The sequence below is a fragment of the Variovorax sp. 10N412 genome (assembly GCF_056394985.1).
The window spans coordinates 148,841-175,131 of record NZ_JBFTIO010000007.1; the positions used below are offsets into that span (position 1 = coordinate 148,841).

Consider the following 26,291-nt stretch of genomic DNA (forward strand, 5'->3'; position numbering starts at 1 on the left):
CCGCGCGGCGGCTATCAAATTCGTGCGGCCAGCGTGCGCCGGGCTTCGCCCAGCGTCACACCCACCTCGCGCCGGAACGTCGCGCCCAGGTGGCTCTGGCTGCAATAGCCGAGGTCGTGCGCGATGCCGGCGAGGTCGGCGTCGCCTTCCACCAGCCGCTCCATGGCCGCGGCCAGCCGCAGATGCTGGCGGTACTGATGCAGGCTCAGCCCGGTCTGCTGCCGGAAGCTGCGCGCCAGGTGAAACGGCGAGCGCGACACGGCGTCGGCCACCTCGTGCAGCGACAGCCGCACCTCCCTGTCGGCGGTTTCCGCGAGCAGCCGCTTCGCGCGTGCAACGGCACCCGTCGACGGCCCCTGTTGGCGCGACATGCCGAGTTCATCGACCAGCGCAGCGATGGCGTCAGCGCCCGCGTCGCCCGCGCGAAGCAGCCGTTGCGCCGCATGAACCCGGTACAGCGACCGGGGCGACAGCAGACAGAACAGGGGCGCCGCGTTCGCGCGGGGCGCCGGATGCCTGCTGACCACCATGCTGCGCCGCACCGCGCGCGCCGCGAGCCGCAGCTGGTAGACCGTGGCGTCGCCGAAGTGCATGGCGGTCAGGCTGTCGACGAGCCAGGTGCTGTCGCCGGAACGCACGTCGAGCACCGTGCGCCCCGTCGGGAAGATGATGCGGCGCGACGCCAGGGTGTAGGGCGCGCTCCAGTCGGCCCCTTCGTGCGCATGGGCGCGCACATGCTCCACGGTGAACTCGTGTCCGGTGTAAAGGAGGGTGCGTTCCTGGGGCATGGGGTGTGCGGTGTTCGGCCGCATTCTGCGCGCCTGAAGGCCGGCCGGCCAGCCGCTTCGTCAGGCAAATGGAAACGGCCCCTCCATCGTTCCGATGTGGCTCACATGGCTCACCATGCCGTGCGCCTCACTCCATAGATGCAGCATGCAACCGGGGCGACCCATGTAGGACGCCGGTGCGGCGGCAGGGGCCAGCCGCAGCGCAATTTCCGTCGTGCTGCTCGGGCACGAACACACGACCGTGCCTGCCCAGCGCCGCAGCATCGTGCGGTGCACGTGGCCGCACAGCACCAGTTCGATGTTGTCGAACGCGCGCAGCACGGCCTCCAGCGGCGCGGGGTTCATGTAGCGGTAGGTGTCCATGTACGGAATGCCGCTCACGAAGGGCGGGTGGTGCAGCATCAGCAGCGTGGGCTTCGTGCGGTCGGCCTCCAGCGTGCGCTGCAGCCATGCGAGCCCTTGTGCATCGACATCGCCATGGTGAAGGCCCGGCACGCAGGAATCGAGCGCCACGATGCGCACCGGGTAATCGTCGATGCAGTAGTGCAGCGCGCCTTCGCCCGGCAGGTAGGTGTGGTCGGCGAAGGCCGCGCGAAAGTTCTCGCGGTGGTCGTGGTTGCCGGGAATCACCAGGTACGGAATGGCCAGCTTCGCCAGCAGGCGCCGCACCTGTGCGTATTCGGCGGGCCGGCCTTCGTCGACCAGGTCACCCGTGAGCAGCACCAGGTCGGGCCGGCGGTCGAGCGCGTGCAGGTGGTCGATGGCGTCTTCGAACATGCGGTTCGAATCGGCCACGCCCTGGTAGAGCTGCCCGGCGGGGCGGACGTGGGGGTCGGAGATATGGGCAATGAGCATGGGCGCCTCGGGTTTGCAGTGCAGCAAGCAGGTTTCGTTCCCTTCACGCTTTCGCGCGCGCTCAATCGTCCGTTCCGACGATGCGGCGCGCCGTGGCCGCTGCCTACGATGCAGCGCGCGTCGCGCCCAAAGAAGGAGACAGGCCATGTTCGGATTGATGCAAGACCGCCCGCTGCTGATTTCGTCGCTCATCGATCATGCGGCCACCTTCCATCCGCACGCCGAGGTCGTGGGCCGCTCCGTGGAAGGCCCGCTGCACCGCACCAACTACGGCGAGATACAGCGCCGCGCCAAGCAGGTGGCCCATGCGATGAAGGCGCTCGGCATCGAGCCCGGCGACCGCGTGGGCACGCTCGCGTGGAACACCTGGCGCCACCTGGCGCTGTACTTCGGTGTCTCGGGTGCGGGCGCGGTGCTGCACACCGTGAACCCGCGGCTCTTTCCGGAGCAGATCGACTACATCGTCAACCACGCCGAAGACAAGGTGCTGTTCTTCGACGCCAACTTCGCGCCGCTGGTCGAGAAGCTCGCGCCGCAGCTGAAGTCGGTGCGCGCCTTCATCGCCATGACCGACCGCGCGCACATGCCTGCCATCGACGTGCCCCAGCTGCTGTGCTACGACGAACTGGTGGGCACGCAGAGCGAGGTGTATGCATGGCCCGAATTCGACGAGCGCACCGCGTCTTCGCTTTGCTACACCTCGGGCACCACCGGCCATCCGAAGGGCGTGCTGTATTCGCACCGCTCGACCGTGCTGCACTCGCTGATGGAATGCGCGCCCGACACTTTCGGCGTCAACTCGCAGATGACGCTGCTGCTCGCCGTGCCCATGTTCCATGCCAACGCCTGGGGCATGCCGTATGCGGCGGCCATGGCCGGCGCCAAGCTGGTCATGCCCGGCCCGCACATGGACGGCCAGAGCCTGTACGAGCTGATGCGCGACGAGAAGGTCGGCTTCTCGCAGGCGGTGCCCACCATCTGGCTGATGCTGTTCCAGTACTTCGATGCGCACCCCGAGATCGACACGCGCGCCATTGGCCTCAAGCGCATCGGCGTGGGCGGCGCGGCCACGCCGCGCAGCATGATCGAACGCTTCGAGCGCGACTTCGGCGCCGACTTCGTGCAGGGTTGGGGCATGACGGAGACCAGCCCCATCGGTGTGATCGGCAACCTGCTGCCCAAGCACCTTTCGATGCCCAAGGAAGAGCAGCTGCGCGTGAAGATGCGCCAGGGCCGCGGCGTGTGGGGCGTGGAGCTGAAGATCGTCGGCGAGGACGGCCAGCGCCTGCCGCACGATGGCAAGGCCTTCGGCCATCTGCATGTGCGCGGGCCGTGGATTGCGAGCGGCTACTTCAAGGGCGAGGGCGGCTCGGTGCTCGATGCCGAGGGCTTTTTTCCGACCGGCGACGTCGCCAACATCGACGAGGACGGCTATGTGCAGCTGGTCGATCGCGCAAAGGACGTCATCAAGTCGGGCGGCGAATGGATTTCTTCCATCGACCTGGAGAACGCCGCGAGCGCGCACCCGGCGGTGGCCGAGGCGGCGGTCATCGGCATCGCGCATCCGAAGTGGCAGGAGCGGCCGTTGCTCATCGTGGTGAAGCGCGCAGGCGCCGAAGTCACGCGCGAGGAATTGCTCACTTTTCTGTCAGGGCGCGTGGCGAAGTGGTGGCTGCCGGACGACGTGGCTTTCGTCGACAGCCTGCCGCATACAGCCACCGGCAAGTTGCTGAAGACCAAGTTGCGCGAGCAGTTCAAGGGTTATGTGGCCGCGACGTCTCTTTGACAGTTCCGTGACTTGTTCGATTTTTCTGTGGACAACTCTGTGGGTTGTGCGGGGAGGCGACCCGGCGAAGCCACGGCTGGCGTGGGTTTCCACCACGTTGCCTGTTGAATAGGCAGTACCTCGACGAGGGTCGAAAAGAGGGCTATCGCGGCGTGGGGAATGCCGGAAAGCGTGTTAATGCGCTCGGGCTCGTGCGTTGTCGGCCATGCGTTTTCGCATGGGCCCCGTCGGTTGACTGCGGCGATGCGCGCCGCTACATTCCACTCCGCCTTGCGATGAGTGGGGCCGGGTTTAGCAGCCTGAAGAAACGCGGCGAAGAAGCCGCTGACCGCATTGGTTTGCGGCTTTTCCATTTCTGGCTTCCTTTTAGGCGGCTCGGAGGGGAGGGCGCGAGCCCTGCCGGTTTCGCCTCGCGTTTCCCGGTCTGCTAACCCGTTCGAGCCGCCGCCTTCGTTTAGCAGCGAGTGCGTCGGTTGTTGCAAAACCGAAATGTCAGGAGGCCTCATGGCCGGTTCATCAAGCACTGCTGCGCACGGGCGCGCGAAGTTCAAACCCTTTGTCTGGAATTCCCTCGAGGGACTCGACCACGAGGCACGCGCGCGTGCCTCGTTTCTCAACGACGCGCGCGATGTGGTGGACGGTGCGCACACGCTGATGCAGTTGCTCGCGTGGGATGAAGAGCAACGCGATGAAGCGAACGCTGCTAATGCACGAGCGCCTCTTCTCGATGCCGTGCATCGCGCCTCGCTTCAGCGGTTCGTGGTGGCGGCGCTGGGCAGGTTGCACGCCGACATCGAAGGCCAGTGCGAAACGCTGGACGCCGTGCGGCGCTAGCCGCGCCCGACGCCGTTCCATCCGCACAGGGTGCGCAGCGCGCTCAGGCTACTTGCGCCCTGCCAACCGCGCCCGCCCCAGCGGCGTGATGCGCTTCACGATCGCCAATTCCGGCGGATGGTCGCTGCCCTTCCACATCAGCGCGGCGCTGATCGCCGCATCGACGAAGCCGGCGAGCTTCAACGCCTCGATGCAATTGATCTCCTCGTGGTCTTCCACGCGAAGCGGGAACGACGCGTCCTTGATGCGGCGCAGGTAGTCGAGCGGCTCGATGCCTTTCGTGTCGACGGCCTGCCTCGGTGCTTCGCTGCGGCCTGTGCGCATCTTCTCGATCTCGGTATGCCCGTCGTCGGTGATGCAGATGATCAGCGCCGCTTGCGCGAGCCGGTAATTGCCCCCCGGGTCGAACGCGGGGTCGATGGCGGCCTCGATGAGACCCGTTGCTTTCAGCACGGACACGCGCCTGACGTCTTGTGCGTCGGTCACGTGCAGGGGCAAGCGGGCATGCGCCAAACGGAGAAGGTAAGTAAGCGGCACCTGAGATCCCTGTCTACGCCTCCACGCTGTCGTCGATCCCGCCGCGGGCCGCCCAGCCGAAGCAAGGCTTTCCTTGGTGACACCGCCGCCCCTCTCCTGGTCAACCCATCGCCCGAACCAGACCACCCACGAAGGGGTGGTCGCCGAAGCGTCCCGAATTGTGAGTATTTGTTATCAATTGCTCATTTTGTAGGCAAATGGACTGCGCGCTATCCCCTGAACTGGGTATTCAAGGGACCTTTCGCACACTTTCGGTGCCTTCTTCGTGCGGACTCGTTACCGTTTTGGCCGGCCGATGGGGTGCCGCCGTTGCCGTTTCAGTGCTTGTGCTCGCCGTGCCCGGCCGCCGGTTGCGCGGATGCATTGAGCGCACGCACCGGCGCCTTCACCTCGACGGTTTCGCGCCGGCCGTCCTTGCCCTCGAACACCAGCGTGAGCGGCACGGTGTCGCCTTCCTTCACCTGCTGCTTGAGGTCGAGCAGCATCACGTGATAGCCGCCGGGCTTGAGCTCGACGGCCTTGCCGGCGGGCACGTCGAGTGCGGGAATCTGCCGCATGCGCATCACGTTGTCCTGCATGGCCATCTCGTGCACTTCGACGAGGGGCGTGACGCTCGAGCTGGCCGACACCAGCCGCGTGTCTTTCGCGGCGCTGAGCTGCATGAACGCGCCGGTGGCCTTTTGCTGCGGCACTGTGGCGCGCACCCAGGCGTCCTTGACGGTGACCTGGGCGTGGGCGTTGGCTGCGAGCAGGGCTGCCGAAGCGATGAGGATGCGTGCGATGGGTGTCATGAATGAGGCTCCTTGGTTTTGAAATGAAGGTCAGGCCGCTGTGGCCGCGAGGATCTGGCGAAGGTCTTGCGCGCATTCCTCCGCGCTCTGCTCGTGGCGCAGCACGAGGCGGATCTTTCCCTTGGGGTCGAACACGTAGCTGAAGGCCGAGTGGTCCATGGTGTACGACGAGCCGGTGGGCACTTTCTTGTAGAAGACCTTGAAGGCCTTGGCGGTTTCCGCGGTTCTTTGCAGGTCGCCGTACAGGCCGATGAAGCTCGCGTCGAAGGCCTGGGTGTAGGCCTTGAGCACCACGGGCAGGTCGCGCTCGGGGTCGACGGTGACGAAGATCACCTGCAGCCGGTCGCCCTGCGCACCGAGCAGCCGCTTGATCTCGGCCGCGCGCACGAGCGCGGTGGGGCACACGTCGGGGCACTGGGTGAAGCCGAAGAACATCATCACGGCCTTGCCCTTGAAGTCGGCGAGCGTGCGTTCGCGGCCGTCGGGGTCGGTGAGGCGGAAGTCCTGCGCGTAGCTGGCGCCGGTGATGTCGACGCCGTTGTAGCTGGCGGGCAGCACCTTGTCGCAGGCTGCGAGGGAAAGCGCGGCGAGGCCGCCGCCGGCCAGCAGCAAATGGCGCCGCGTGGGATGGGGTGTGTGGGTCATTGAAGCAAAACTCTCTTGGCGGCACCGCTGCGGGCGCCGCCGCATGACAGGAGCGCGTGCGATGCGCCTCGCCCGGAGGTCGCATCCCATGCGCACGAACTGAAGAAGCGTCAGGAGAGCGAAGGAGGCCCGCGCGCCGGCATGGGCGCAGCGGTGGCCGCGGCGATGCGCGCGGACGGAATCGGCTGCACCGCATGGGCCAGCGGCAGGGGCGTGGGCAGCTCGACGGCCGGCGTTGCGGGCGGGGCGCCTGCGAGCACGCACAACGGGCAGTCCATGTGGCCGGCGCCGAGCTCTTGCGCGCCGTCGTCGGTGTGCACGACGGCCTTGACCGAGCCGGTGGCCGAGCACACCAGTTCCATGGCCTGCGGATGCACCAACGGCGAGGCGATGGCCGCGCCCAGCGACAGCGCGAACCACAGCAAGACCCAGCGGATCAGGCTTGCACCCGGACGCCGCAGGCTCGCGCGGGGCGATGTGGGCGTGTTGGGCTTCGGTGCGGTGTGCGGGGGCATCGGCGCGGATTATCGGCCAGCCACCGTCAGGCAATGAAAAAAGCCTTGCAAGTCGTTGACCTGCAAGGCTTTTGTTGTTGGTGGCTCTTCACGGATTCGAACCGCGGACCTGTGGATTATGATTCCATCGCTCTAACCGACTGAGCTAAAGAGCCGTTGGTGCTGTGCAGCACCAAGCCCAAAATTATAGCCCAGCATTTGGGCTCATTTCAACCACCTGTGGGCAACTTGCCCAATTCCTCAGAAACCAGGCGCACGATCAGCTTGTCCAGCGTCTGCACCGAGTAGTTGCCGACGTCGTGCACGGTCTGCGTTCCAGGGCCGCTCGCAGGGTTCGCCGCCTCCTTGTACGTCAGGAAAACGAAGCGCCCGCCGGTGTACTGCGCGATCTGGCGCTGGATGTATTCGCCCTGCTTGTCGAGCCCCGACGCGCCCACGCCCAGCACCTTGATGCCCTTGCCCAGCGCGGCCACCATGTCGTCGTCGTACTGGGGGCCGCCGTAGTCCTGGTGCGGCGGCGCGTCCGCCAGCAGCACCACGAGGCGGGTGGTGCCGTTGCCGCGCCAGCTGAGCCGGTGCACGGTTTCGTTCAATGCCTCGTTCATGGCCTCGGGGTAGTCGCCGCCGCCCGCGGCCTGCAGCTTGTCGAGCACGCCCTGGAAGGCGTCGAGGTCGTTGGTGAAGTCGTGGCGGCGCACCAGGAAGTCGTCGCTGCGGTCGCGGTATGCCACCAGGCCGAAGCAGGTGTCGGGGCGGCTCGGCAGCCGCGCGACCTGGTCGGCGATGGTGCGCAGGGTGGTCTTGAGCCTGGCGATCTCGTCGTCCATGGAGCCGGTGGCGTCGATGAGAAAGACCAGGTCGAGCTGCGCGCGCTTCGGCAGGGCGCCGGGCTTGTCGAGCACCACGTCGACCGCGTTCTTCTGGCCGCGCTGCAGAAAGGCGGTGCTCTGCCGGCCGTTCTTGCGCACGGTGACTTCGTACACCGGGCTGCGCGCCTTGTCGAAGGCGTTGGGATGCAGCCAGGCGCGCCCGCCCGCATCGGTTCGGGCCCACATGGCGGCGCCGCTCGCAGCCTGCACGGCCACTTCGGCGTCGGGCACGACCGCGCCGCGCGCGTCGCGCACCTGAAGCAGGTAGCGCGCGCTGATGTCGCGCTCGCGGTGCGTGACCTGGGTGCGGTCGCGGAAGGCGAGGTACTCGCCGAAGTCGGCGTTGTCGTCGACCATGCCGGCGGTGACGGGTTCGTTGGCGGGGCGCGGGGCCTGTGCCGGCGGTGGGAGGGCGACGCGTGGCGTGGCAGGGGCGGCAGGGGCGGCAGGCGCGGGCACGGCGATGGCGGCGGGCGCTGCTTCTGCGATCGGCGCGGCGGGCGGCACGGACGCAGCCAGCCCGCCGCTGGCGCCAGCGTAGGCCGCCGAAGGCGACGGTTTGCGCAATGCATGCGGCACGGGCGCCTCGTCGGCGAGCACCCGCCTGTCGCGGGCCTCGCTTCTTTCAAGCCGCGCGGCGCGCGGGAGGCCAGGCGTCTCGTGCGTCTGGATCGGCCGCGCGCAGTTCGTGGCCGACGGCGCCTCGAAGTTCGGCACGGCCTGCGTCACCTGCACGTGGCTGTCGGGCGCCGGCGTTGGCCATCGCACGCCGGAGGGAGCGGCTGAAACCGCAAGGGGCTCGGTGGCGCCGCAGGCCGTGAGCAGCAGTTGGGCGCACAGCAGCGCGGCGAGCGGGCGGCGAAACCGGGGAGCGAAAGGCTGGGTCATCGAAGAACTCCGGGTGGTTGGATGCAGGCTGATACGGCGGCCCACCGGCAACGGGGTTAAACCCGTGTGTCTTTTTTTGCCGGCCCGAACCCCGATGCCTTCGGTCGCCCGTACAAGCTCGGGTGAGAATCCCTCGATGTCCGCGCTTCCCCGCGCCCCTTCCGCCAAGAACGCTCCAGAGCGCCAGGCCATGCCCGACGACCAGTTGATGCTGGCCTACGCGCAAGGCGACGCCGCCGCGTTCGACGTGCTCTACGCGCGCCACGAAGGCGGGCTGTTCCGCTTCGTCAAGCGGCTGCTGGGCGCGCGGCTCGCAGCGCAGGCCGACGAGGTGTTCCAGGACACCTGGGTGCGCATCATCTCGGCGCGCGACAGCTTCTCGCCGCAGGGCGCGACCTGGCGCACCTGGGCTTTCACCATCGCCCACAACCTCGCCATGGACCGCCTGCGCGTGAGCGGGCGCGAAGTGACGCTCGACGCGCATGCGGAAGACGACGGCGACGCCGTGCCCACGCTGGCGCGCGGCGTGCGTGGCGCGCTCGATGCGGCCGCGCATCCGTCGGCCGAAGAGCTTGCGTTCTGGCGCGCCGCCGGCCGCCGCCTGCTGGCCTGCCTCGACGAGCTGCCGGCCGACCAGCGCGCGGCCTTCCTGCTGCACCATGAAGACGGGCTGACCGTCGAGGCGCTGGCCGCGAGCCTGGAGATCGGATACGAGACCGTGCGCAGCCGGCTGCGCTACGGGTTGCAGAAACTGCGCGGCTGCATGGCGCGCTATCTGTCGGTGCTGGAGCAACGGGCATGAGCGGCAATCGCACCGAATTCGACGAAGAAGCCGACGGCCTGCGCGACCCGGCATTGCGCCGCGCGCTCGACCACGCCCCCGACCGCGATGCGGCGCCCGATGCGCGCACGCGCGACGCGATCCTGAAGATGGCGCACAACCTGGCTGTGGCGCCGGTCTCGGCAACGGGCGCCGCCGCCGCCAACAGCGCGCGTGCGATGCCGTGGTGGCGTCGCCTGCTCGGCGGCGGTGGTGAGCCGCGTTCGCGCATGCCGTGGAATGCGGCCTTCGCCACGGTGCTCGTCGCCGCGTTCGTCACGGTGCTGTGGCGCAGCGAGCCGGTGCCCGATGCGCGGCTCGATGGCGAGGCGCGTGTCGGCGGGGCCGCCGCGCCCGCGGCTGAAGCACCTGCGGCACCTGTGGCACCTGTGGCACCTGTGGCACCTGTGGCACCCGCCACGCCCGAACCCGTGCCGCCACCGCCGGTGGCGGCACAGCAGGCACCGGCCGCTCCGGCCCCGGCTGCGCCCGCGGCCGAACAGCGCGCCAACGTGCTGCGTGATTCATCGTCCGCCAAGGAAACTGCGCGTGCCCAGCCGGCGCGCAAACAGGCGGCTCCGGCGCCCGCCGCGGCGGCACCTGTCGCGCCTTCTGTGCCTTCTGTGCCTTCTGCGCCTTCTGCGCCCCCCGCCGTCGTGGCCGAGCCCTCCGTGCCCGCACCTGCACAGGACGAACGTCGTGAGGAGCGCGTGGACAACGAACGCCGCCGCGCCTTCGCGCCGCCGGCGCCTGCTGCGCCCGCTGCATCCGTCGCGCCGCCGCCGGCCATCGCCGCCGCACCGCTCTCGCGCCCATCGCCGGATGCATCGGCGCTCGCCAGCCAGGGCGGTGCCAATGCGGACGCTTCCGGTGCGTTGCGCGATGCCGCGCCGCGCGCAGCCGCCAAGGCCGCACCGTCCCGCGTCGCTGTGCCGCCTTTCGCCGCACTGGAGCGATGGACGTCGTTGAGCTTCACACGCGCGGGCGCCGAGGAGCGCCGCGAGCGCGGCGATATCGAAGGGTTGCCCGCGTTGGTGGGCACGGTGGCGCGTTCTGCCACGGCACCCGATGCATCGCTGGACGCACCGGTCGAGGCGCGCCTGGCTTTCTACCGCGGCGGCGCGCTCATCGCCGTGCTGGAGATCGCCGGCGGCCAGGTGCGCTGGACACCGCAGCCCGGCGGCACCGCGCTGGTCGGCGCGCCGCCAGCCCAGGCGCTCGACGCCTTGCGCTCGGTATTGACGCGTTGACCGGCGCGCCGCTCAGGCGTTCTTGAAGTCCGGTGCGCGCTTGTTCAGGAAGGCGTCCATGCCTTCCTTCTGGTCGAGGGTGGCGAACAGCGCATGGAACAGCCGGCGCTCGAACATCACGCCGTCGCTCAGGCCGCTCTCGAAGGCGCGGTTGACCGACTCCTTGGCCGCCATCACCGAGATCTGCGAGTAGCCGCAGATCACCAGCGCCGCGCCCAGCGCCTCGTCGGCGAGCTTCTCGAAGGGCACCACGCGGCTCACGAGGCCCGCGCGCTCGGCTTCGGCGGCATCCATCATGCGGGCGGTGAGCACCATGTCCATGGCCTTGCTCTTGCCCACCGCGCGCGGCAGGCGCTGCGTGCCGCCGGCGCCGGGGATCACGCCGATCTTGATCTCGGGCTGGCCGAACTTGGCGTTGTCGGCCGCGATGATGAAGTCGCACATCATCGCCAGCTCGCAGCCGCCGCCCAGCGCGAAGCCGGCCACCGCGCCGATCACCGGCTTGCGAATGGAGCGAATGCTTTCCCAGTTGCGCGTGATGTAGTCGCCCTTGTAGGTGTCGATGAAGCTGTACTTGGCCATGGCCGCGATGTCGGCGCCCGCCGCGAACGCGCGTTCGCTGCCCGTGAGGATGATGCAGCCGATGGCGTCGTCCGCGTCGAAGGCCTTCAGGGCCTGGCCCAGTTCGGTCATGAGCGCGTCGTTCAGTGCGTTCAGGGCCTTGGGGCGGTTGAGGGTGATGATGCCGACCTTGCCTGCTTCGGTCCGTACTTCGATGTTTTCGTAGCTCATGGTGTCTCCGGGGGGTATCTGGGGATCGGGGGAACTGGGGGAAAAACGCGCTTCACTATACCCAGCATGCCGGTGGGCCGCACGTGTGCGCACAGCCGCGGGAGGGCGTCAAATTCCGCTGCCATGCCCTGCGCAAGCCGCAGGGACTCCCTGGGCCCAGATGGCGCTGCGCGCCGGCTTTCCCTAGAGTGCCCGGCCATGACATCCAACTACGCCTACCTGTTCGTCGCCATCGTGGCCGAAGTGATCGCCACCAGTTTCCTGAAGGGCTCCGACGGTTTTTCGAAGCTCTGGCCCACGCTGGCCGCAGTGGCCGGCTATGCGGTGGCCTTCTTCTTTCTCTCGCTGACGCTGCGCACCATTCCGACCGGCATTGCCTATGCGATCTGGTCCGGCGTGGGCATCGTGCTGATCTCGCTGGTGAGCTGGCTGTGGTTCGGCCAGAAGCTCGACGGGCCGGCCATCGCGGGACTCGGGCTGATCATCGCGGGCGTGGTGGTGGTGAACGTGTTCTCGAAGTCGGTTTCGCACTGAGCGGCAAACGGTCTTTAGTTGAGAATTGTTCTCATCTAGAATGCCCGCCATGGAGTTGCCGATGCAAGAACATGCCGTGTTGCTGCGGGCCTATGCCCGCGTGCAGGAGCGATGCTCGCGCCTGCTGGTCGAGCAGGCCGCGCTGGTGGAAAGGCTAGAGGCGCAGATCGTCCGTTTACGCGGCGCGCTGGTGGCACGCGACTCGGCCATTGCCATCGTGCGCGAAGAGCTGGCGGTGCGCGCGGCCGTGGGCGGGGCGCTGCCCAAGCGGCTGAACACCTTGCTGTCGCCGGACAGGCGCCGTCATCTGATGGCGCCGCCGCCGCCGCCGCACGTGCCGGCCGACCTGCGTGAAAAGGCCGTGCTGTGCGTGGGCCAGGAAGAAGAAGCGCCGTCGCTCGCACGGCAGCTGGTCGAGATCGCCGGCGGCCGCTACCTGCACCACGACGGCGGCGACAACGCGGACGACCCTGCGCTGGAAGCCAGCCTGCGCGCGGCCGACCTCGTGATCTGCCAGACCGGCTGCGTGAGCCACGGCGCCTACTGGCGTGTACAAGACCACTGCCGGCGCACCGGCAAGCCTTGCGTGCTGGTCGGCGAGCCGCAGCCGATGCGCTTCGTGCGGCACCCTGGCGCCGCGGAAAACGCCTAGCCCTTCAGCCAGCCCGCCAGCTTGGTGGCGTCGTGCGCGAACAGGCGCCAGGTGGTCACGCCGGCCGGCAGCACCAGCGGCAGCCTGATCAGCTTGCGGTCGCGCGCCACGATGGCCGTGAACTTCGTCGTGTCGCCCAGGTACAGCGCCAGGTCGTCGAGCTTGGCGATGCGCCAGGCCTGCGCCGGGCGCTGCTGGCCGCGCTTGGCGACGGCGGGCAGCTCGATGCCGATCCACTCGTCGTTCGCGGAAAAGCCGGCCTTCTCGGCCGCGCCGCCGCGCAGCACCACCTTCACCTGCACGCTGCCGCCGGCCTCGGCCACACGCAGGCCGAGCACCTGGGCCTGCTGCGACGGGTCTTCCAGCGTGGCCACGCCGTGCGCGCGCAGCAGTTGCGCGAGCGGAAGCTCCTCGGTCGAATGCACCCAGCGCGCCAGCTCATCGGCGTATGAGCGGCCGCTTACGGCCTCCAGCGCGGCGGCAATGTCGGCCTCGCTGATCGGGCCGCCGTTGCCGCTGTGCGTCCACAGGTGGCGCATCACGTCGTCAAGCGTGCCCTTGCCTTCGTGGCGCAGCGTGAGGTCGAAGCACAGCGCTACCAGCGCGCCCTTGGTGTAGTAGCTCACCGTGCTGTTGGGCGTTTGCTCGTCCTGGCGGTAGTACTTGACCCAGGCGTCGAAGCTGGCGTCGGCCACCGGCTGCACCAGGCGTCCCGGCGTCTGCATGACCTGGTTGAGGGTCTTGTTCAGCAGGCGCAGATAGGCGCCGTCGTCGATGCGTCCGGCGCGGCGCAGCAGCAGGTCGTCGTAGTAGCTGGTGAAGCCCTCGAAGAACCACAGCAGCTGCGTGTAGTTCTCGCGGCCGTAGTCGTAGCGCGCGAACTCGGCCGGCCGCATGCGCTTGACGTTCCAGGTGTGGAAGTACTCGTGGCTGATGAGGCCCATCAACGTGGTGTACCCCTCGGGCTGCTTCTTGGCGCCGCGCTGCGGCAGGTCGCGGCGGTTGCAGATGAGCGCCGTGGAATGGCGGTGTTCGAGGCCGCCGTAGCCGTCGTCCACCGCGTTGAGCATGAACACGTAGCGGTCGATGGGCAGCTTCGGCCCGCCGCGCTTGCCGGCCTTGTCGCCGTGCCAGAAGCGGATTTCGGCTTCGCAGATGGCCTGGGTGTCGGCAATGAGCTTCTCGCCGTCGAACGAGGCGGCGGCGCCCGCGATCACGAAGCGGTGCGGCACGCCGCAGGCCTCGAACTCGGCGCTCCAGAAGGCGCCCAGCTCGACCGGGCTGTCGGCCAGCTCGTCGTAACCCGAGGCCCGGTAGCTGCCGAAGCCGTGCCCGTCGGTCTTGACCGGCACCAGCGCGGTGGCGCAGGACCAGCGCGCGGCGCCGGCGGCCAGCGCCGGCGCGACGATGTCCAGCGCATGCGGCGCTTCGGTCTGGCCTTCCACCCGCAGGCACACGCTGGTGCCGTTGAAGAAGCCGCGCTCGGCGTCGAGCCAGGCGGTGCGCACCGAGTTGTCGTAGGCGCAGACCTGGTAGTTCAGCACCAGCGGCTGGCCGGGCGTGCATTCGACCAGCCAGCTGCATTTGTCCAGCTGCGTCAGCGCGGGCTTGCGGCGGCCCTGCGTGGCGCGCAGGCCCTGCAGGTTCTTGGAGAACTCGCGCACCAGGTAACTGCCCGGAATCCACACCGGCAGCGTCAGGCGCTGCTGGGCGTCGGGGGCGTCGATGGTCAGCGTGACGCTGAACAGGTGCGCATGCAGGTCGGTGCACGCCACGCGATAACGCACGCCTGCCTCAGGCGCTGCCACGGCCGCGCGCCGAACGGGGGTTTTCGTCGCCATCAGCTGGACGAGGCGGCGAGTTGCTTCTCGACCTGCTCTGCGGGAATGGCGCCGGGGGTGCGCGTGCCGTCGCTGAAGATCAGCGTGGGCGTGCCGGTGATGTTGTACTTGCGGCCGAACTCGACGTTGCGCTGCAGCGCGGTCACGTCGCAGCTGCCCGAAGCCGTGGCCGGCTTGGCGCTGGCTTCCATCCAGTCGCCCCAGGCCTTGCCCTTGTCCTTGCTGCACCAGATGTCGCGCGACTTGACGGTCGAATCGGGGCCGAGCACCGGGTACAGGAACAGGTACACGGTGACGTTGTCGACCGTCTTCATGTCCTTCTCGAAGCGCTTGCAGTAGCCGCAGTTCGGGTCTTCGAACACCGCCAGCTTGCGCTTGCCGTTGCCGCGCACGATCTTGATCGAGTCTTTCAGCGGCAACTGGTCGAAGGCGACGGCGGTGAGCTTCTCGACGCGCTCTTCCGTCAGGTTCTTGCGCGTCTTCACGTCGATCAGGTTGCCCTGGATCAGGTAGTTGCCCTGTTCGTCGGTGTAGAAGATCTGCGAGCCGTTCACGCGCACTTCGTACAGGCCCGGCACGGGTGCCTTCGACACCTCGTCGATGGCCGGGAACTGCGGAATGCGCAAGGGCAGGTTCTTGCGGATCTCGGCTTCGCCGGCGGTGGCGGCCACGACCGCGCCCAGCGTGCAGGCGGCGAGAAGGAGGTTGCGTGCGAGTGTCATCGGGGAGATCCGTTGGTGCTGTGCGTAAAGAGGGCGAAAGAGAACGGTCAGGCCTTCAGGCCCATGGCTTGCGCCGTGATCCAGTGCTTCACCAGGCGCGTGCGGTCGAAACCGCGCATGCCCCAGTTGCGCAATGCAGGAAGTGGACCCAGGTTGTGCGAGAAAAGTTGCTGCAACCCGTCGGTGGCCAGGCTCATCTGCAGCACGTCGGCGCGGCGCTCGCGCTCGTAGCGGCGCAGCAGGCGCGCGTCGCCCACGCTGCGCCAGTAGTCGCGGTTTTTGATCACCCCGGCCAGCGCGGCCGCGTCGGCCAGGCCCAGGTTCAGGCCCTGGCCCGCGAGCGGGTGCACGGTGTGGGCGGCGTCGCCCGCCAGCGCCCACGAGCGCGTCGGCTGCCCGGGCATGGCGCCGGTCCAGCGGTCGGCAATGGCGCGGGCCAGCGGCCAGGCGCCGCGTTCGCTCGTGAGCTGGAGGGCGCCGAGCGCGTTGTGGCTGGCCTCGGTCACGGCGGCGTTGAATTCCTCGTCGCCCTGTGCCAGCAGGGCCGGTGCGCGCAGCTGGTCGACCGACCACACCAGCGCGACCGCCTTGCCGTGCATGCCGCCCAGCGGCAGCAGCGCGAGCACCTCGCCCTTGTCGTTGAACCACTGGCGCGCGATGCCGTCGTGCGACTGGCCGGCCTCCATGCGCGCCGCGATCGCGTGCTGCGGGTAGCGTGTGACCTCGTAGCTCACGCCGAGCGCCTCGCGCGTGCTGCTGGCCTTGCCTTCGCACACCACGGTGAGCGGTGCGGCCACGGGCTCGGCGACGATCTCGATCAGGGGCTGGAAGCGCACCGCGTCAACCAGTTGCTGCTCGAGCGCGGGCACGTCGACGATCCAGGCGAGCGCATCGACCTTCTGGCGCGCGGCGCTGAACTGCACGCGTCCGCCTTCGTCGCCGTGCACCAGCATTTCGCGCACCGCGGTGGCGTGGGCCGCGTCGGGCCAGGCGCGCAGCGATTCGAGCAGGGCCCGGGAGGCGGTATTGAGCGCGTACGCGCGGATGTCTTCCTTGCCCTGCGCGGCCGGAGGCACGACCAGCGCGACGCGCACACGCTCGCGCGCGAGCAGCAGGGCCAGCGTGCGGCCGACGATGCCGGCGCCACGAATGCAAACTTCTGGGGGGAGGGCCATGAATTCATTGTAAGAACATGGACGGCCCCCGGTCTTTGCGCACTTCGTGCCGCTTCGCCAAGCCCCGCGCGGGGGCGATACCCGCGGCCCGGCAAGGCCGGTCGGGCGGTCTCCCTGGCCTGGGCTGCCGTGGTCTTGAAGCTGCGGGACAATTGCGGCCGCCTTCCAAGCAACCAAGGAACCCTCACCGTGTCCCAGCCCGCTTTCGACCTCGAAGCCACCATCGCGCGCCTGTTCATCTACCCGGTCAAGTCCTGTGCCGGCGTCGAGCTCCCCGAAATGCTGCTGACCGAGACCGGCCTGGAGTTCGACCGTGCGTGGATGGTGGTCGACGCGCAAGGCGAATTCGTCACCCAGCGGCAGCTGCCGCGCATGGCGCTGATCCGCCCGCAGATGAAGCACATGGAAGTGGTGCTGCGCGCGCCCGGCATGCTGGCGCTGCACCTGGCCTTCGACCGGGTCGAGCAGCCGGTGCGCGTGCGCGTGTGGAGGGACGAGGTGGCCGCCTACGACATGGGCGACATCGCCGCCCAGTGGTTCAGCGACTTTCTCTCGGAGCCCGGCAAGCCGCAGACGCTGCGCCTGGTGCGCTTCGACCCCGAGCACAAGCGCCTGTCGAGCCTGAAATGGACCGACGGCGTCGAGGCGGAGAACCAGTTCGCCGACGGCTTTCCGGTGCTGGTGGCCAGCGAGGGCTCGCTGGCGGACCTGAACGAGCGGCTCGCCGCGGCCGGCCACGCCGCGGTCGGCATCGAGCGCTTTCGCCCGAACATCGTGCTCGCCGGCATGGAGTCGCACGACGAGGACCGCGTCGACGCGCTGCACATCACCACCGGCGAAGGCGAGGCCGAGCTGCGCCCTGTCAAGCCCTGCACCCGCTGCCCGATTCCGGACATCGACCCGGCCACGGCCCTGAGCAGCCCCGAAGTGGGCGACATGCTGCGCACCTACCGCAAGGACCCGCGCGTGGACGGCGGCATCACCTTCGGCATGAACTGCATCGTGATCCAGGGCGTGGAATACACGCTCAAGGTGGGGCAGGCCGTGGGCGCGAACTACAGGTTCGAGTAAACCGCCCCCGGCGGGCGCCTCAGAAGCTCACGCCGGCGATCAGGATGATGTTGGCGTAGGGCGTGCATTCGCCCGTGCGCACCATGGCGCGGGCCTTGGCGGTGCGGCGCTTGAATTCTTCGTGCGACACGGTCTGCGGCGCGATGCCGAGCGACTGCGGGAACCAGCCCGGCAACTGCCCGGCGTCGCCCAGCGCCTCGCCGGCCACCACGATGCCTTCGACCTGCATCTCGGACAGCACGGCCTTCAGCACGTCGTCGAGCTGCGGCACGCCGCGCGCCACGGCCAGGTCGATGCGGCGCGGGCCGTCGGGAATCGGCAGGCCGGCATCGCCGAGCACCAGCATGTCGCCATGGCCGAGCGAGGCGATCACCTGGGACAGTTCGGCGTGCAGCAGGGCGGTACGTTTCACAGCGCGGTCCAGTCGGGCGGCAGGGGGCTTTGCAGCACGGCGTCGCGCCGCGGAATGGAGGGTTGGGCGCCGGGCTGCTGGATGCACAGCGCCGCGGCGCGAATGCCCAGGCGCACGGCCTCGTCGAAGGACTGGCCTTCGCCCAGCGCCACGGCGAGCGCGCCCAGGAAGGTGTCGCCGGCGGCCGTGGTGTCGACCGCCTGCACTTTCGGCGCGGGATGGTGGCGCGCCCCGTCGGCGTCGACCGCCACCGCGCCGCGCGCGCCCAGCGTCACGACCACGCGCGCAATGCCCTTGGCGCGCAGCGCCTGGCCGGCTTGCGCGGCTTGCTGCGGCGTGTCGGCGGACTCGCCGCACAGCGCCTGCGCCTCGATTTCGTTGACCACCAGCGTGTCGATCTGCGGCCACAGCGGCTGCGCGATCGCCTGCATCGGCGACGGGTTCAGCAGCACCTTGCAGCCCGCGCCGTGCGCCACCGCGATGGCGCGCGCGACCTGGTCCATCGGCGTCTCGAACTGCGTCACCAGGAAGGCGGCACCCTGCACTTGCTGTGTCAGCGCGGCCTCGTCGAGCGCGACCCGGGCGTTGGCGCCGGGAATCATGACGATGCGGTTCTGGCCGCTGTCCTCCACGAGGATCAGGGCGGTGCCGGTCGGCTCGCCGGACACCGTGCGCAGCGCCGTGGTGTCGATGCCGTCGCTGCGCAATGCGTCGCGCAGGGCCGTGCCGTGCGCGTCGTCGCCCACGCAGCCGATCATCTGCACGCGGGCGCCTTCGCGCGCGCAGCTCACCGCCTGGTTGGCGCCCTTGCCGCCGGGAATGGTGGCGATCGAATGGCCGAGCAGGGTTTCGCCCGCGGCCGGCGCGTGCGGCACGCGCAGCACCAGGTCCATGTTGAGGCTGCCGAGCACCACGATGCGCGGCGGCGGGTTGCGGCTGGAAGAAGGCGTCGAAGGCACGGGGGTCACGGGGGTCACGGAGTACGGGACTTTCGGGTCGGCGTGGAAGATGTGGAAGAGGCGGACGGGCTGTGGTCCGCCGGCACGGTCGCTTCGCGGAAGCTCGCATGGCGTGCCGTGGAGGCGCGCACGCGCAGCTCGGGCTGCAGCACCACCTTGCGCGCATCGCGCCGCTTGCCGCTGACGCGTTCGAGCAGCATGTCGACCGCCAGCGCGCCGATGCGCTCCTTGGGCTGCGCCACGGTGGTCAGCGGGGGGCTCATGTAGGCCGACAGTTCGATGTCGTCGAAACCCACGATGGACAGCTCGTCGGGCACGCGCACACCGCTTTCATGCGCCGCGCGCAGCGCGCCAATGGCCATCAGGTCGTTGCAGACGAACACGGCCGAGGGCTTGCGCTCGGTGCGCAGGATGGCGTGCATGGCCTCGTAGCCGCCCTGGCTGGTGAAGCCGCCGCGCCACAGCAGCGCATCGGCGTCGGCGATGTCGGGGGTGGCGCCGCTCTCGGCCAGCGCCATGCGCCAGCCTTCGACGCGCTGCTCGCTCGGCATCACGCCCACCGGCCCGCCGATGCAGGCGATGCGCTTGTGGCCCAGCGACAGCAGGTGCCGCACCGCGAGCAGGCCGCCCTGCATGTGCGCGGTTTCCACGAGGTCGCAGGCCGGGTCGTCGATCTCGCGGTCGACCAGCACGGTCGGCACGCGCAGGCCGTGCAGCTGCTTGGCCAGGGAGGCGCTGTCGTCGGTGCCGGTACCCGCGCCGGTCGACACCACGATCAGCCCGTCGATGCGGCGCTCGGCCAGCACTTTCAGGTACACGCTCTGGCGCTGCGGCTCGTCGTCGGTGTTGCACAGCACCAGCGTGTAGCCGGCGGCGAAGCAGCGGTCTTCCACGATGCGCACGATCTCGGCGAAGTAGGGGTTGGAGCTGTTGGGAATCAGCATGCCCAGCGTCGAGGTGGTGTTGCTCTTCAGGCTGCGCGCCATCGCGTTGGGCACGTAGCCCAGCTCGCGGATGGCAAGCTCCACGCGCTCGCGCACCTTGGGGCTCACGTGGCGCGTGTCGTTGACCACGTGCGACACGGTGGTGACGGAGACTTCCGCCTGCAGTGCGACGTCCTTGATGGTGGCCATGGCTGTGTCGGTTTCCTGGATGTGTGGAAGGGCGTCAGGCCAGGCGGCGGTCGGCCCGGCGCTGGCGCAGGGTGTCGATGATGACGGCCACCACGATCACGGCGCCGGTGATGATGCGTTTGCTCGGCTCGCTCGCGCCCACCTGCGCCAGCCCGGCTTCGAGCACCGCGATGATCAGCACGCCGAAGAAGGTGTTGATCACCGAGCCGCGCCCGCCCATGAGGCTGGTGCCGCCGATGACCACGGCCGCGATCACCTGCAGCTCGATGCCGACGCCGGCGTTCGGGTCGGCCGCCTCGAGGCGCGCCGACTGCATCAGGCCCGCGAGCCCGGCCAGCAGGCCGGTGACGGCGAACACGATGATGCGGATGGGGCGCGGGTCCACGCCCGCCAGGCGCATCGCTTCTTCATTGGTGCCGATGCCGACCACGTGCCGGCCGAACACCGTGCGCGTGAGCACCACCTGCCCTGCGACCACCAGCACCACCGCCAGCACGAAGGCTGCGGAGATGCCGCCGATCCACGGCGCGGCCAGGCCCGAGATGGCGTCGCCCACGTACTGCGTGCGCGAGTCGGTCACCAGGTAGGCACCGCCGCGCACCGCTTCGAGCATGCCCAGCGAGACGATGAAGCTCGGCAGCCGCCAGGCCACCGACACCGCGCCCGTGACCGTGCCGCAAAGCAGGCCGGTGACGAGGCCGAGCACTGCGGCGACAGGCACCGAGAGCTTCCATTCGAGGATGGCGGCGGCGGTGACGGCCGCGCTGAGCGCCAGCACCGAGCCGACGGACAGGTCGATGCCCGCGATGATCAGCACGAAGGTCATGCCCACCGCCATCACGGCCAGCGCGGGAATTTCGTTGGCGATGGAGACGAAGGTGTCGCGCGTGAGGAAGTATTCGCTCATGGAGCCGAACAGCGCGATCATGCCCACGAGCACGACGGTGAGGCCGAGGTAGGTGCCCAGCTGGCCCTTGAGCGCGGACTGCGCGGACGGCTTGGTGGGGGTCGGGGAGGCGGCAGCGGTCATGGTGTGTCGGCGGTGGCCGGGACGTTGTCGGTGGGGGCTGAAGCAAGGGCAGCGGCGGAGGGCGCGCGCCCGGTGGCGTCGCTGAATGCGGCGGCCAGCAGCGACTGCTCGCTCCATTCGCCGCGCTCGAACACCGCGACCAGCCGGCCCGCGCTCATCACGCCGATGCGGTCGCACATGGCCATCAGTTCGCGCAGGTCGCTCGACACCATCAGCAGTGCGCGGCCGGCGTCGGTCATGCGGTCGAGTTCGGCATAGAGGTCGGCGCGCGCGCCCACGTCCACGCCGCGTGTGGGTTCGTCCAGCAGCAGCACCTTGCATTCGCGGTGCAGCCAGCGCGCGAACACCACCTTCTGCTGGTTGCCGCCGCTGAGCGTGGCGACGGGCTGCTCGATGCTGCGCGAGCGAATGCGCAGCAGCTCCACCAGGCGCTGCGCAATGCCGCGCTCCCTGGCGCGCAGCAGCCAGCCGCCGCGCGAGACGGCGCCCAGGTCGCTCAGGGTGGCGTTGACGCGGATCGACTGCGTCAGCAGCAGCCCTTGCGACTTGCGGTCTTCCGTGACCAGCCCGATGCCGGCGCGAATCGCCTGCATCGGCGAGCGCCAGCCCTTGCGCGCATGCTGCGTGGGCTGGCCCTTTTCATACAGCGTGATCTCGCCACGGTCCGCGCGATCGGCGCCGAACAGCAGCCGCACCAGCTCGGTCCGGCCCGAGCCGACCAGGCCGGCCAGGCCCATGACTTCGCCCGCGCGCAGGTCGATGTCGACATCGCGAACCACCTGCGCCCGGCCGATGCCGCGCGCGCTCAGCAGCACGGGGCCGGCAGTGCGGCGATCGCGCCCTTCGTGCTCGTGCACCGCGCGCCCGACCATGCGCTGCACCAGCTCAGATTCGCGCACACCGGCCATCGCGCGCACGTCGACCAGCCGGCCGTCGCGCAGCACCGCCACGCGGTCGGCGATGCGCTGCAGTTCCTCGAGCCGGTGCGACACGTAGACGATGGCCACGCCGCGCGCCTTCAGCAGGTCGATCTGCTCGAACAGGTGCGAGGTTTCGCGCGGGGTGAGCATGGCGGTGGGCTCGTCGAGCACCAGCACGCGCGTGTCGTCCTGCAGGTTGCGGGCAATCTCGACCATCTGCTGCTGGCCGATGCCCAGCCGCGCCACGGGCGTGGCTGGGTCGATGTTCTGCATGCCGATCTTGGCCAGTTGCCGCGCGGCCAGCTCGTGCAGCTTGCCGCGGCGGATCCAGCCGGTCTTGTTGGGCAGGCGGTCGAGCAGCAGGTTCTCGGCCACCGACAGCGTGGTGACGAGGCCGAGCTCCTGCATGACCATGCGCACGCCCAGGCGCTCGGCGTCGCGCCGCGAGGCGGGCGCGAAGGGCTTGCCGTCGAGCAGCATCTGGCCGCGCGTGGGCTGCACCAGGCCGCACACCATCTTCGACAGCGTGCTCTTGCCGGCGCCGTTCTCGCCCGTGAGGGCCAGCACTTCGCCGGCGTGGAGCACGAGCGAGACGTCGTCCAGCACCGGCGCCGCATAGTCCTTGCCGAGCGCGCTCAGCGAAAGCACGGGCGCGCTGCGATCGTTGTCAGCCATCGATGGGCAACCTCATTCATTCCAGAAACACCACGGAACCGGCTTCGCCGGGCCGTGGGTGCTGCCCCCGGCACGGGTGGGCGTTGCGACACGAAGTGCGCGCTGCCTGGGGGCGAGCAACATTCACTTCGACGACTTGGTGACCAGCACCACGTCGGTCTTCACTTCGGCGGGCATTTCCGACTGCTTCTTCTTGTCGGCGATGGCCTTCAGCGCGGTCTCGATGCCGAACACGGCCTGCTTGGCGGCGAACTGGTCGGCCGTGGCGAGCACGCGGCCGTCGGCCAGCATCGGCTTGATGGCGCCGATGTTGTCGTAGCCCACCACCAGCACCTTGCCGGTCTTGCCCGCGGCCTTGACCGCCGCCACCGCGCCCAGCGCCATGCTGTCGTTGCCGGCCAGCAGGGCCTTCAGGTCGGGGTGCTCGCGCATCATGCCGGCGGCCACCGTGTTGCCTTTGTCGATTTCCCACTGGCCCGACTGCACGCCGACCACCGTCACGCCGGCGGCCTTCATGGCGTCCTGGTAGCCCAGCGTGCGCTGCTGGGCATTGAAGGTGGTCGACACGCCTTCGATGATGCCGACCTTGTCGCCCGACTTCAGGTCCTTGGCGAGCGCGTCGCCCACCAGCTTGGCGCCGGCGCGGTTGTCGGGGCCGACGAAGGGCACCTGGATGCCCTTTTCCTTCAGTGCGGCGGCGTCGAGCTGGTTGTCGATGTTGACCACCAGGATGCCCTTGTCGATGGCGGCCTTGATCACCGGCACCAGCGCCTTCGAATCGGCAGGCGCAATGACCAGCGCGTTGATCTTCTGCGCCACCATCTGCTCGACCATCTTGATCTGGGCGGCGGTGTCGGTCTCGTCCTTGATGCCGTTGGCGACCAGCGTGTATTGCGAGGCGTTGGCCTTGTTGTGCGCCTTGGCGCCGTCTTCCATGGTGCGGAAGAATTCGTTGGCCAGCGACTTCATGACCAGCGCGACCTTGGGCTTGTCCTGGGCGAAGGCGGGCGTTGCGGCGAAGGCGCCCAGCAGCGTCAGGGCGGCGGCGCTTTGCAGGGTACGGCGGGTGAACTTCATGGTGAATGTCTCCTGAGGTGATGGGGCAGCGGGTACGCCGGTCTTTGCCGGGGGCTCCGATGTTAACCAACGAAAACGTTTGCGCAAACGTTTGCCAATGAGTGCTAACCCTGATTTCGGGCATGCAGTTTTGGGGGCTCGAAGGCGTGCCCAAGGGGCATGCAAGCCTGCTCGCCTAAAATCCGCGGTTACCCAAGAGGACCCCCCATGAGTTTGCAATGCGGCATCGTCGGCCTGCCCAACGTCGGTAAATCCACCCTTTTCAATGCGCTGACCAAGGCCGGTATCGCAGCGGAAAACTATCCCTTCTGCACCATCGAGCCCAACGTGGGCGTGGTGGAAGTGCCCGATCCGCGGCTGGCCGCGCTGAGCGAGATCGTCACGCCCGAGCGCGTGGTGCCCGCGATCGTCGAGTTCGTCGACATAGCCGGCCTGGTGGCCGGTGCCAGCACCGGCGAAGGCCTGGGCAACAAGTTTCTCGCACACATCCGCGAGACCGATGCCACGGTGAACGTGGTGCGCTGCTTCGACGACGAGAACGTGATCCACGTGGCCGGCAAGGTCGATCCGATCTCCGACATCGAGGTGATCCAGACCGAACTCTGCCTGGCCGACCTGGCCACGGTCGAGAAGGCGCTGCACCGCCACACCAAGGTCGCGCGTTCCGGCGACAAGGAAGCGCAAAAGCTCGTCGCCCTGCTCGAGCGCTGCCAGGCTTCGCTCAACGAGAACATCCCGGTGCGCGCGCTTTCCTTCACCAAGGAAGAGCAGCCGCTGGTGAAGTCGTTCACGCTGATCACCGCCAAGCCCGCGATGTTCGTGGGCAACGTGGCCGAGGACGGCTTCGAGAACAACCCCTACCTCGACCGCCTGCGCGAGTACGCCACCAAGCAGGGCGCGCCCGTGGTCGCCATCTGCGCCAAGATCGAGGCCGACCTGTCCGAGATGGACGACGAGGACAAGAAGATGTTCCTCGCCGAAATCGGCCAGGAAGAGCCGGGTCTGAACCGCCTGATCCGCGCGGCCTACAAGCTGCTGGGCCTGCAGACCTACTTCACCGCCGGGGTGAAGGAAGTGCGCGCCTGGACCATCCACATCGGCGACACCGGCCCGCAGGCGGCCGGCGTGATCCACGGCGACTTCGAGAAGGGCTACATCCGCGCCCAGACCATCGCGTTCGAGGACTACATCGCCTTCAAGGGCGAGCAGGGCGCCAAGGACGCGGGGAAGATGCGCTCGGAAGGCAAGGAATACGTCGTGAAGGATGGCGACGTGATGAACTTCCTGTTCAGCTCATAACAGGCTCGCCCCCAGGCTTCGCGCACTTCGTGTCGCTTCTCCAACCCCCTACCGGGGGCAACACCTGAGGCCCGGCAGAGCCGGTTCCTCGGTGTTTCACGAAAAGAGTCCGGGGGCTTCTTTCGCTGTTTGTTCGGTAGACTCCGCGCGCCCCGAATCCTTCTCAAGGCCCGCCCCCATGCTCACCGTCCACCACCTCAACAACTCACGCTCGCAGCGTGTGCTCTGGCTGCTCGAAGAGCTCGACCTGCCCTACGAGATCGTCCACTACGAGCGCGATTCGCAAACCATGTTGGCGCCCGCTTCGCTGCGGGCCGTTCATCCGCTGGGCAAGTCGCCCGTGGTCACGACGGACGACGGACTCACGCTCGCGGAATCGGGTGCCATCATCGAGACGGTCATCGAGCGCTACGGCAGCGGTCGGCTCGCGCCTGCCGCCGGCACGCCCGAGGCACTGCGCTACCGCTACTGGCTGCACTTCGCCGAAGGCACGGCCATGTCGCCGCTGCTGCTGAAGCTGGTGTTCGACCGCATCGAGACGGCCAAGATGCCGTTCTTCGCCAAGCCGATCGCCAAGGCCATCGCGGCCAAGGCCAAGGGCGCGTTCATCAACCCGAACATCACGGGGCACCTAAACTTCATGGAAGCCGAGCTCGGCAAGAGCGAATGGTTTGCCGGCGACGAATTCAGCGGTGCCGACATCCAGATGAGCTTCCCGGTGGAAGCCTCGCAGGCGCGCGGCGGGCTCGACGCGAAGCGCCCCAAGCTGATGGCGTACCTGGAGCGCATCCATTCGCGCCCCGCGTACAAGCGCGCGCTCGAACGCGGCGGTCCCTACGGCCTGCTGAGCTGATCAGAAGATCTGCATCAGCGCCAGCGTCATCGTGATGTAGCGCAGGAACTTCCCGACGGCCATGTAGGCCAGGCAGGGCCAGAACGGCAGCTTCAGCCATCCCGCCACCGCGCACAGCGGATCGCCCACCAGCGGCAGCCAGCTGAGCAGGCAGGCCTTCGGCCCCAGCCGCTCCAGCCAGCCCAAAACTCGCACATGGTGTTTCGAGTGCGAGTATTTGTCCGCCACCTTGTGCGCGCCGTAGCCCATCCACCAGTCGACCGCGCCCCCCAGCGTGTTGCCCGCGGTCGCCACCGCGATGGCGGGCCAGAACATGTCGGGGTTGAGCTTGAGCAGCCCGAAGAGAAAGGGCTCCGAGCCCACCGGCAGCAGCGTGGCGGAGACGAACGCGGCCACGAACAACGTCGAGAGACCGTACTGCGGCAGCGCCAGCAGCGCCATGAGGGAGTCGAGCCAGGCTTGCATAAGGTGAGGTAGGGCCCGCGCAGTATAGGCAGCGCTCACGTCGCACCCGCGTCGGAGGAAGCGCCGCGAAACACCCGTATTTACACGGGAACCCAGGGCGCAA

Annotated in this window: 28 protein-coding genes and 1 tRNA gene; 9 read left to right on the forward strand and 20 right to left on the reverse strand. The window is 68.7% G+C overall.

Features of this window, described 5'->3' with window-relative positions; translation table 11 throughout:
* Positions 1-14 precede the first annotated feature (14 nt).
* Together AC1DJH_RS18325 and AC1DJH_RS18330 are read right to left on the reverse strand one after the other, a co-directional pair.
* A complete protein-coding gene (locus tag AC1DJH_RS18325) occupies positions 15-788 on the reverse strand; it encodes a helix-turn-helix domain-containing protein (RefSeq protein WP_478186650.1) in 774 nt (257 codons plus the stop codon).
* A gap of 60 nt (positions 789-848) precedes the next feature.
* Positions 849-1,643, reverse strand: coding sequence for a phosphodiesterase (locus AC1DJH_RS18330; RefSeq protein ID WP_478186651.1), 795 nt, complete (start codon positions 1,641-1,643; stop codon positions 849-851).
* A gap of 145 nt (positions 1,644-1,788) precedes the next feature.
* On the opposite strand from AC1DJH_RS18330, the gene AC1DJH_RS18335 reads away from it, so the two are divergent.
* Positions 1,789-3,429: a 3-(methylthio)propionyl-CoA ligase gene (locus AC1DJH_RS18335; protein ID WP_478186652.1), complete on the forward strand. Its 1,641-nt coding sequence runs from the start codon at positions 1,789-1,791 to the stop codon at positions 3,427-3,429.
* On the opposite strand, the gene AC1DJH_RS18340 is transcribed toward AC1DJH_RS18335, so the two are convergent.
* Positions 3,405-3,782 carry a hypothetical protein gene (locus AC1DJH_RS18340; RefSeq protein WP_478186653.1) on the reverse strand — a complete coding sequence of 126 codons (378 nt, stop codon included), beginning with the start codon at positions 3,780-3,782 and terminating at the stop codon, positions 3,405-3,407. The two genes, AC1DJH_RS18335 and AC1DJH_RS18340, sit on opposite strands and share 25 nt — an antisense overlap.
* A gap of 151 nt (positions 3,783-3,933) precedes the next feature.
* Between AC1DJH_RS18340 and AC1DJH_RS18345 the strand changes: the two genes are divergently transcribed.
* Complete coding sequence (locus tag AC1DJH_RS18345; protein WP_478186654.1) at positions 3,934-4,263, forward strand: hypothetical protein; 330 nt, start codon at positions 3,934-3,936, stop codon at positions 4,261-4,263.
* A gap of 48 nt (positions 4,264-4,311) precedes the next feature.
* Here AC1DJH_RS18345 and AC1DJH_RS18350 read toward each other — a convergent pair whose 3' ends face one another.
* The 6 genes from AC1DJH_RS18350 to AC1DJH_RS18375 form a co-directional block, all read right to left on the reverse strand.
* On the reverse strand, positions 4,312-4,722 hold the full coding sequence (locus AC1DJH_RS18350) for a hypothetical protein (protein WP_478186655.1): 411 nt from the start codon (positions 4,720-4,722) through the stop codon (positions 4,312-4,314).
* A 395-nt stretch (positions 4,723-5,117) separates the two neighbouring features.
* Positions 5,118-5,591, reverse strand: coding sequence for a copper chaperone PCu(A)C (locus tag AC1DJH_RS18355; RefSeq protein WP_478186656.1), 474 nt, complete (start codon positions 5,589-5,591; stop codon positions 5,118-5,120).
* A 30-nt stretch (positions 5,592-5,621) separates the two neighbouring features.
* Positions 5,622-6,236 carry an SCO family protein gene (locus AC1DJH_RS18360; RefSeq protein WP_478186657.1) on the reverse strand — a complete coding sequence of 205 codons (615 nt, stop codon included), beginning with the start codon at positions 6,234-6,236 and terminating at the stop codon, positions 5,622-5,624.
* A 110-nt stretch (positions 6,237-6,346) separates the two neighbouring features.
* Complete coding sequence (locus tag AC1DJH_RS18365) at positions 6,347-6,751, reverse strand: DUF2946 family protein (RefSeq protein WP_478186658.1); 405 nt, start codon at positions 6,749-6,751, stop codon at positions 6,347-6,349.
* 78 nt (positions 6,752-6,829) lie between these two features.
* Positions 6,830-6,906, reverse strand: a tRNA-Met gene (locus AC1DJH_RS18370).
* 54 nt (positions 6,907-6,960) lie between these two features.
* Complete coding sequence (locus tag AC1DJH_RS18375) at positions 6,961-8,508, reverse strand: vWA domain-containing protein (protein WP_478186659.1); 1,548 nt, start codon at positions 8,506-8,508, stop codon at positions 6,961-6,963.
* A 136-nt stretch (positions 8,509-8,644) separates the two neighbouring features.
* On the opposite strand from AC1DJH_RS18375, the gene AC1DJH_RS18380 reads away from it, so the two are divergent.
* Positions 8,645-9,310: a sigma-70 family RNA polymerase sigma factor gene (locus AC1DJH_RS18380; protein WP_478186660.1), complete on the forward strand. Its 666-nt coding sequence runs from the start codon at positions 8,645-8,647 to the stop codon at positions 9,308-9,310.
* Positions 9,307-10,578, forward strand: coding sequence for a hypothetical protein (locus AC1DJH_RS18385; RefSeq protein WP_478186661.1), 1,272 nt, complete (start codon positions 9,307-9,309; stop codon positions 10,576-10,578). Before AC1DJH_RS18380 ends, AC1DJH_RS18385 begins: the two co-directional genes overlap by 4 nt.
* A gap of 12 nt (positions 10,579-10,590) precedes the next feature.
* Here AC1DJH_RS18385 and AC1DJH_RS18390 read toward each other — a convergent pair whose 3' ends face one another.
* Positions 10,591-11,370 carry an enoyl-CoA hydratase gene (locus tag AC1DJH_RS18390; protein WP_435436851.1) on the reverse strand — a complete coding sequence of 260 codons (780 nt, stop codon included), beginning with the start codon at positions 11,368-11,370 and terminating at the stop codon, positions 10,591-10,593.
* A gap of 198 nt (positions 11,371-11,568) precedes the next feature.
* Here AC1DJH_RS18390 and AC1DJH_RS18395 point away from each other — a divergent pair, with 198 nt between their 5' ends.
* A complete protein-coding gene (locus AC1DJH_RS18395; protein ID WP_435484924.1) occupies positions 11,569-11,904 on the forward strand; it encodes an SMR family transporter in 336 nt (111 codons plus the stop codon).
* 61 nt (positions 11,905-11,965) lie between these two features.
* Entirely contained in the window at positions 11,966-12,556 is a 591-nt protein-coding gene (locus tag AC1DJH_RS18400; protein WP_478186662.1) for a DUF2325 domain-containing protein, read from the forward strand.
* Here AC1DJH_RS18400 and AC1DJH_RS18405 read toward each other — a convergent pair.
* Genes AC1DJH_RS18405 through AC1DJH_RS18415 form a run of 3 tightly spaced genes read right to left on the reverse strand, consistent with a single transcriptional unit; the run spans position 12,553 to position 16,294 of the window.
* The gene (locus AC1DJH_RS18405) at positions 12,553-14,397 is read right to left on the reverse strand and encodes a M61 family metallopeptidase (protein WP_478186663.1); all 1,845 of its coding nucleotides are present in this window, start codon (positions 14,395-14,397) and stop codon (positions 12,553-12,555) included. The two genes, AC1DJH_RS18400 and AC1DJH_RS18405, sit on opposite strands and share 4 nt — an antisense overlap.
* Positions 14,397-15,119, reverse strand: coding sequence for a DsbC family protein (locus AC1DJH_RS18410; protein ID WP_472121784.1), 723 nt, complete (start codon positions 15,117-15,119; stop codon positions 14,397-14,399). The genes AC1DJH_RS18405 and AC1DJH_RS18410 overlap by 1 nt, the downstream gene beginning before the upstream one ends.
* Before the next feature lie 47 nt (positions 15,120-15,166).
* Complete coding sequence (locus AC1DJH_RS18415; RefSeq protein ID WP_478186664.1) at positions 15,167-16,294, reverse strand: FAD-dependent monooxygenase; 1,128 nt, start codon at positions 16,292-16,294, stop codon at positions 15,167-15,169.
* Between the two features lie 189 nt (positions 16,295-16,483).
* Here AC1DJH_RS18415 and AC1DJH_RS18420 point away from each other — a divergent pair, with 189 nt between their 5' ends.
* Positions 16,484-17,365 carry an MOSC domain-containing protein gene (locus AC1DJH_RS18420; RefSeq protein WP_478186665.1) on the forward strand — a complete coding sequence of 294 codons (882 nt, stop codon included), beginning with the start codon at positions 16,484-16,486 and terminating at the stop codon, positions 17,363-17,365.
* 19 nt (positions 17,366-17,384) lie between these two features.
* Here AC1DJH_RS18420 and rbsD read toward each other — a convergent pair whose 3' ends face one another.
* From rbsD to AC1DJH_RS18450, 6 genes are all read right to left on the reverse strand, one after another.
* Positions 17,385-17,777: a D-ribose pyranase gene (gene rbsD / locus AC1DJH_RS18425; RefSeq protein ID WP_478186666.1), complete on the reverse strand. Its 393-nt coding sequence runs from the start codon at positions 17,775-17,777 to the stop codon at positions 17,385-17,387.
* Positions 17,774-18,745 (reverse strand): ribokinase, encoded by a 972-nt coding sequence (rbsK, locus tag AC1DJH_RS18430; RefSeq protein ID WP_478186808.1) that lies wholly within the window; start codon positions 18,743-18,745, stop codon positions 17,774-17,776. The genes rbsD and rbsK overlap by 4 nt, the downstream gene beginning before the upstream one ends.
* 5 nt (positions 18,746-18,750) lie before the next feature.
* Positions 18,751-19,869, reverse strand: coding sequence for a LacI family DNA-binding transcriptional regulator (locus AC1DJH_RS18435; protein WP_478186667.1), 1,119 nt, complete (start codon positions 19,867-19,869; stop codon positions 18,751-18,753).
* 34 nt (positions 19,870-19,903) lie between these two features.
* Positions 19,904-20,899, reverse strand: a complete 996-nt coding sequence (locus AC1DJH_RS18440; protein ID WP_435484932.1) for an ABC transporter permease — start codon at positions 20,897-20,899, stop codon at positions 19,904-19,906.
* Positions 20,896-22,494: a sugar ABC transporter ATP-binding protein gene (locus AC1DJH_RS18445; RefSeq protein WP_478186668.1), complete on the reverse strand. Its 1,599-nt coding sequence runs from the start codon at positions 22,492-22,494 to the stop codon at positions 20,896-20,898. Before AC1DJH_RS18445 ends, AC1DJH_RS18440 begins: the two co-directional genes overlap by 4 nt.
* Before the next feature lie 123 nt (positions 22,495-22,617).
* Positions 22,618-23,571: a sugar ABC transporter substrate-binding protein gene (locus AC1DJH_RS18450; protein ID WP_435484934.1), complete on the reverse strand. Its 954-nt coding sequence runs from the start codon at positions 23,569-23,571 to the stop codon at positions 22,618-22,620.
* A 207-nt stretch (positions 23,572-23,778) separates the two neighbouring features.
* On the opposite strand from AC1DJH_RS18450, the gene ychF reads away from it, so the two are divergent.
* Both ychF and AC1DJH_RS18460 read left to right on the forward strand, forming a co-directional pair.
* The gene (gene ychF / locus AC1DJH_RS18455) at positions 23,779-24,870 is read left to right on the forward strand and encodes a redox-regulated ATPase YchF (protein WP_472121760.1); all 1,092 of its coding nucleotides are present in this window, start codon (positions 23,779-23,781) and stop codon (positions 24,868-24,870) included.
* Between the two features lie 178 nt (positions 24,871-25,048).
* Positions 25,049-25,723: a glutathione S-transferase family protein gene (locus AC1DJH_RS18460; RefSeq protein WP_478186669.1), complete on the forward strand. Its 675-nt coding sequence runs from the start codon at positions 25,049-25,051 to the stop codon at positions 25,721-25,723.
* Here the strand turns inward: AC1DJH_RS18460 and AC1DJH_RS18465 are convergent, their stop codons facing one another.
* Positions 25,724-26,188, reverse strand: coding sequence for a YqaA family protein (locus AC1DJH_RS18465; RefSeq protein ID WP_478186670.1), 465 nt, complete (start codon positions 26,186-26,188; stop codon positions 25,724-25,726). It lies immediately after the preceding gene.
* Between the last annotated feature and the right edge of the window lie 103 nt (positions 26,189-26,291).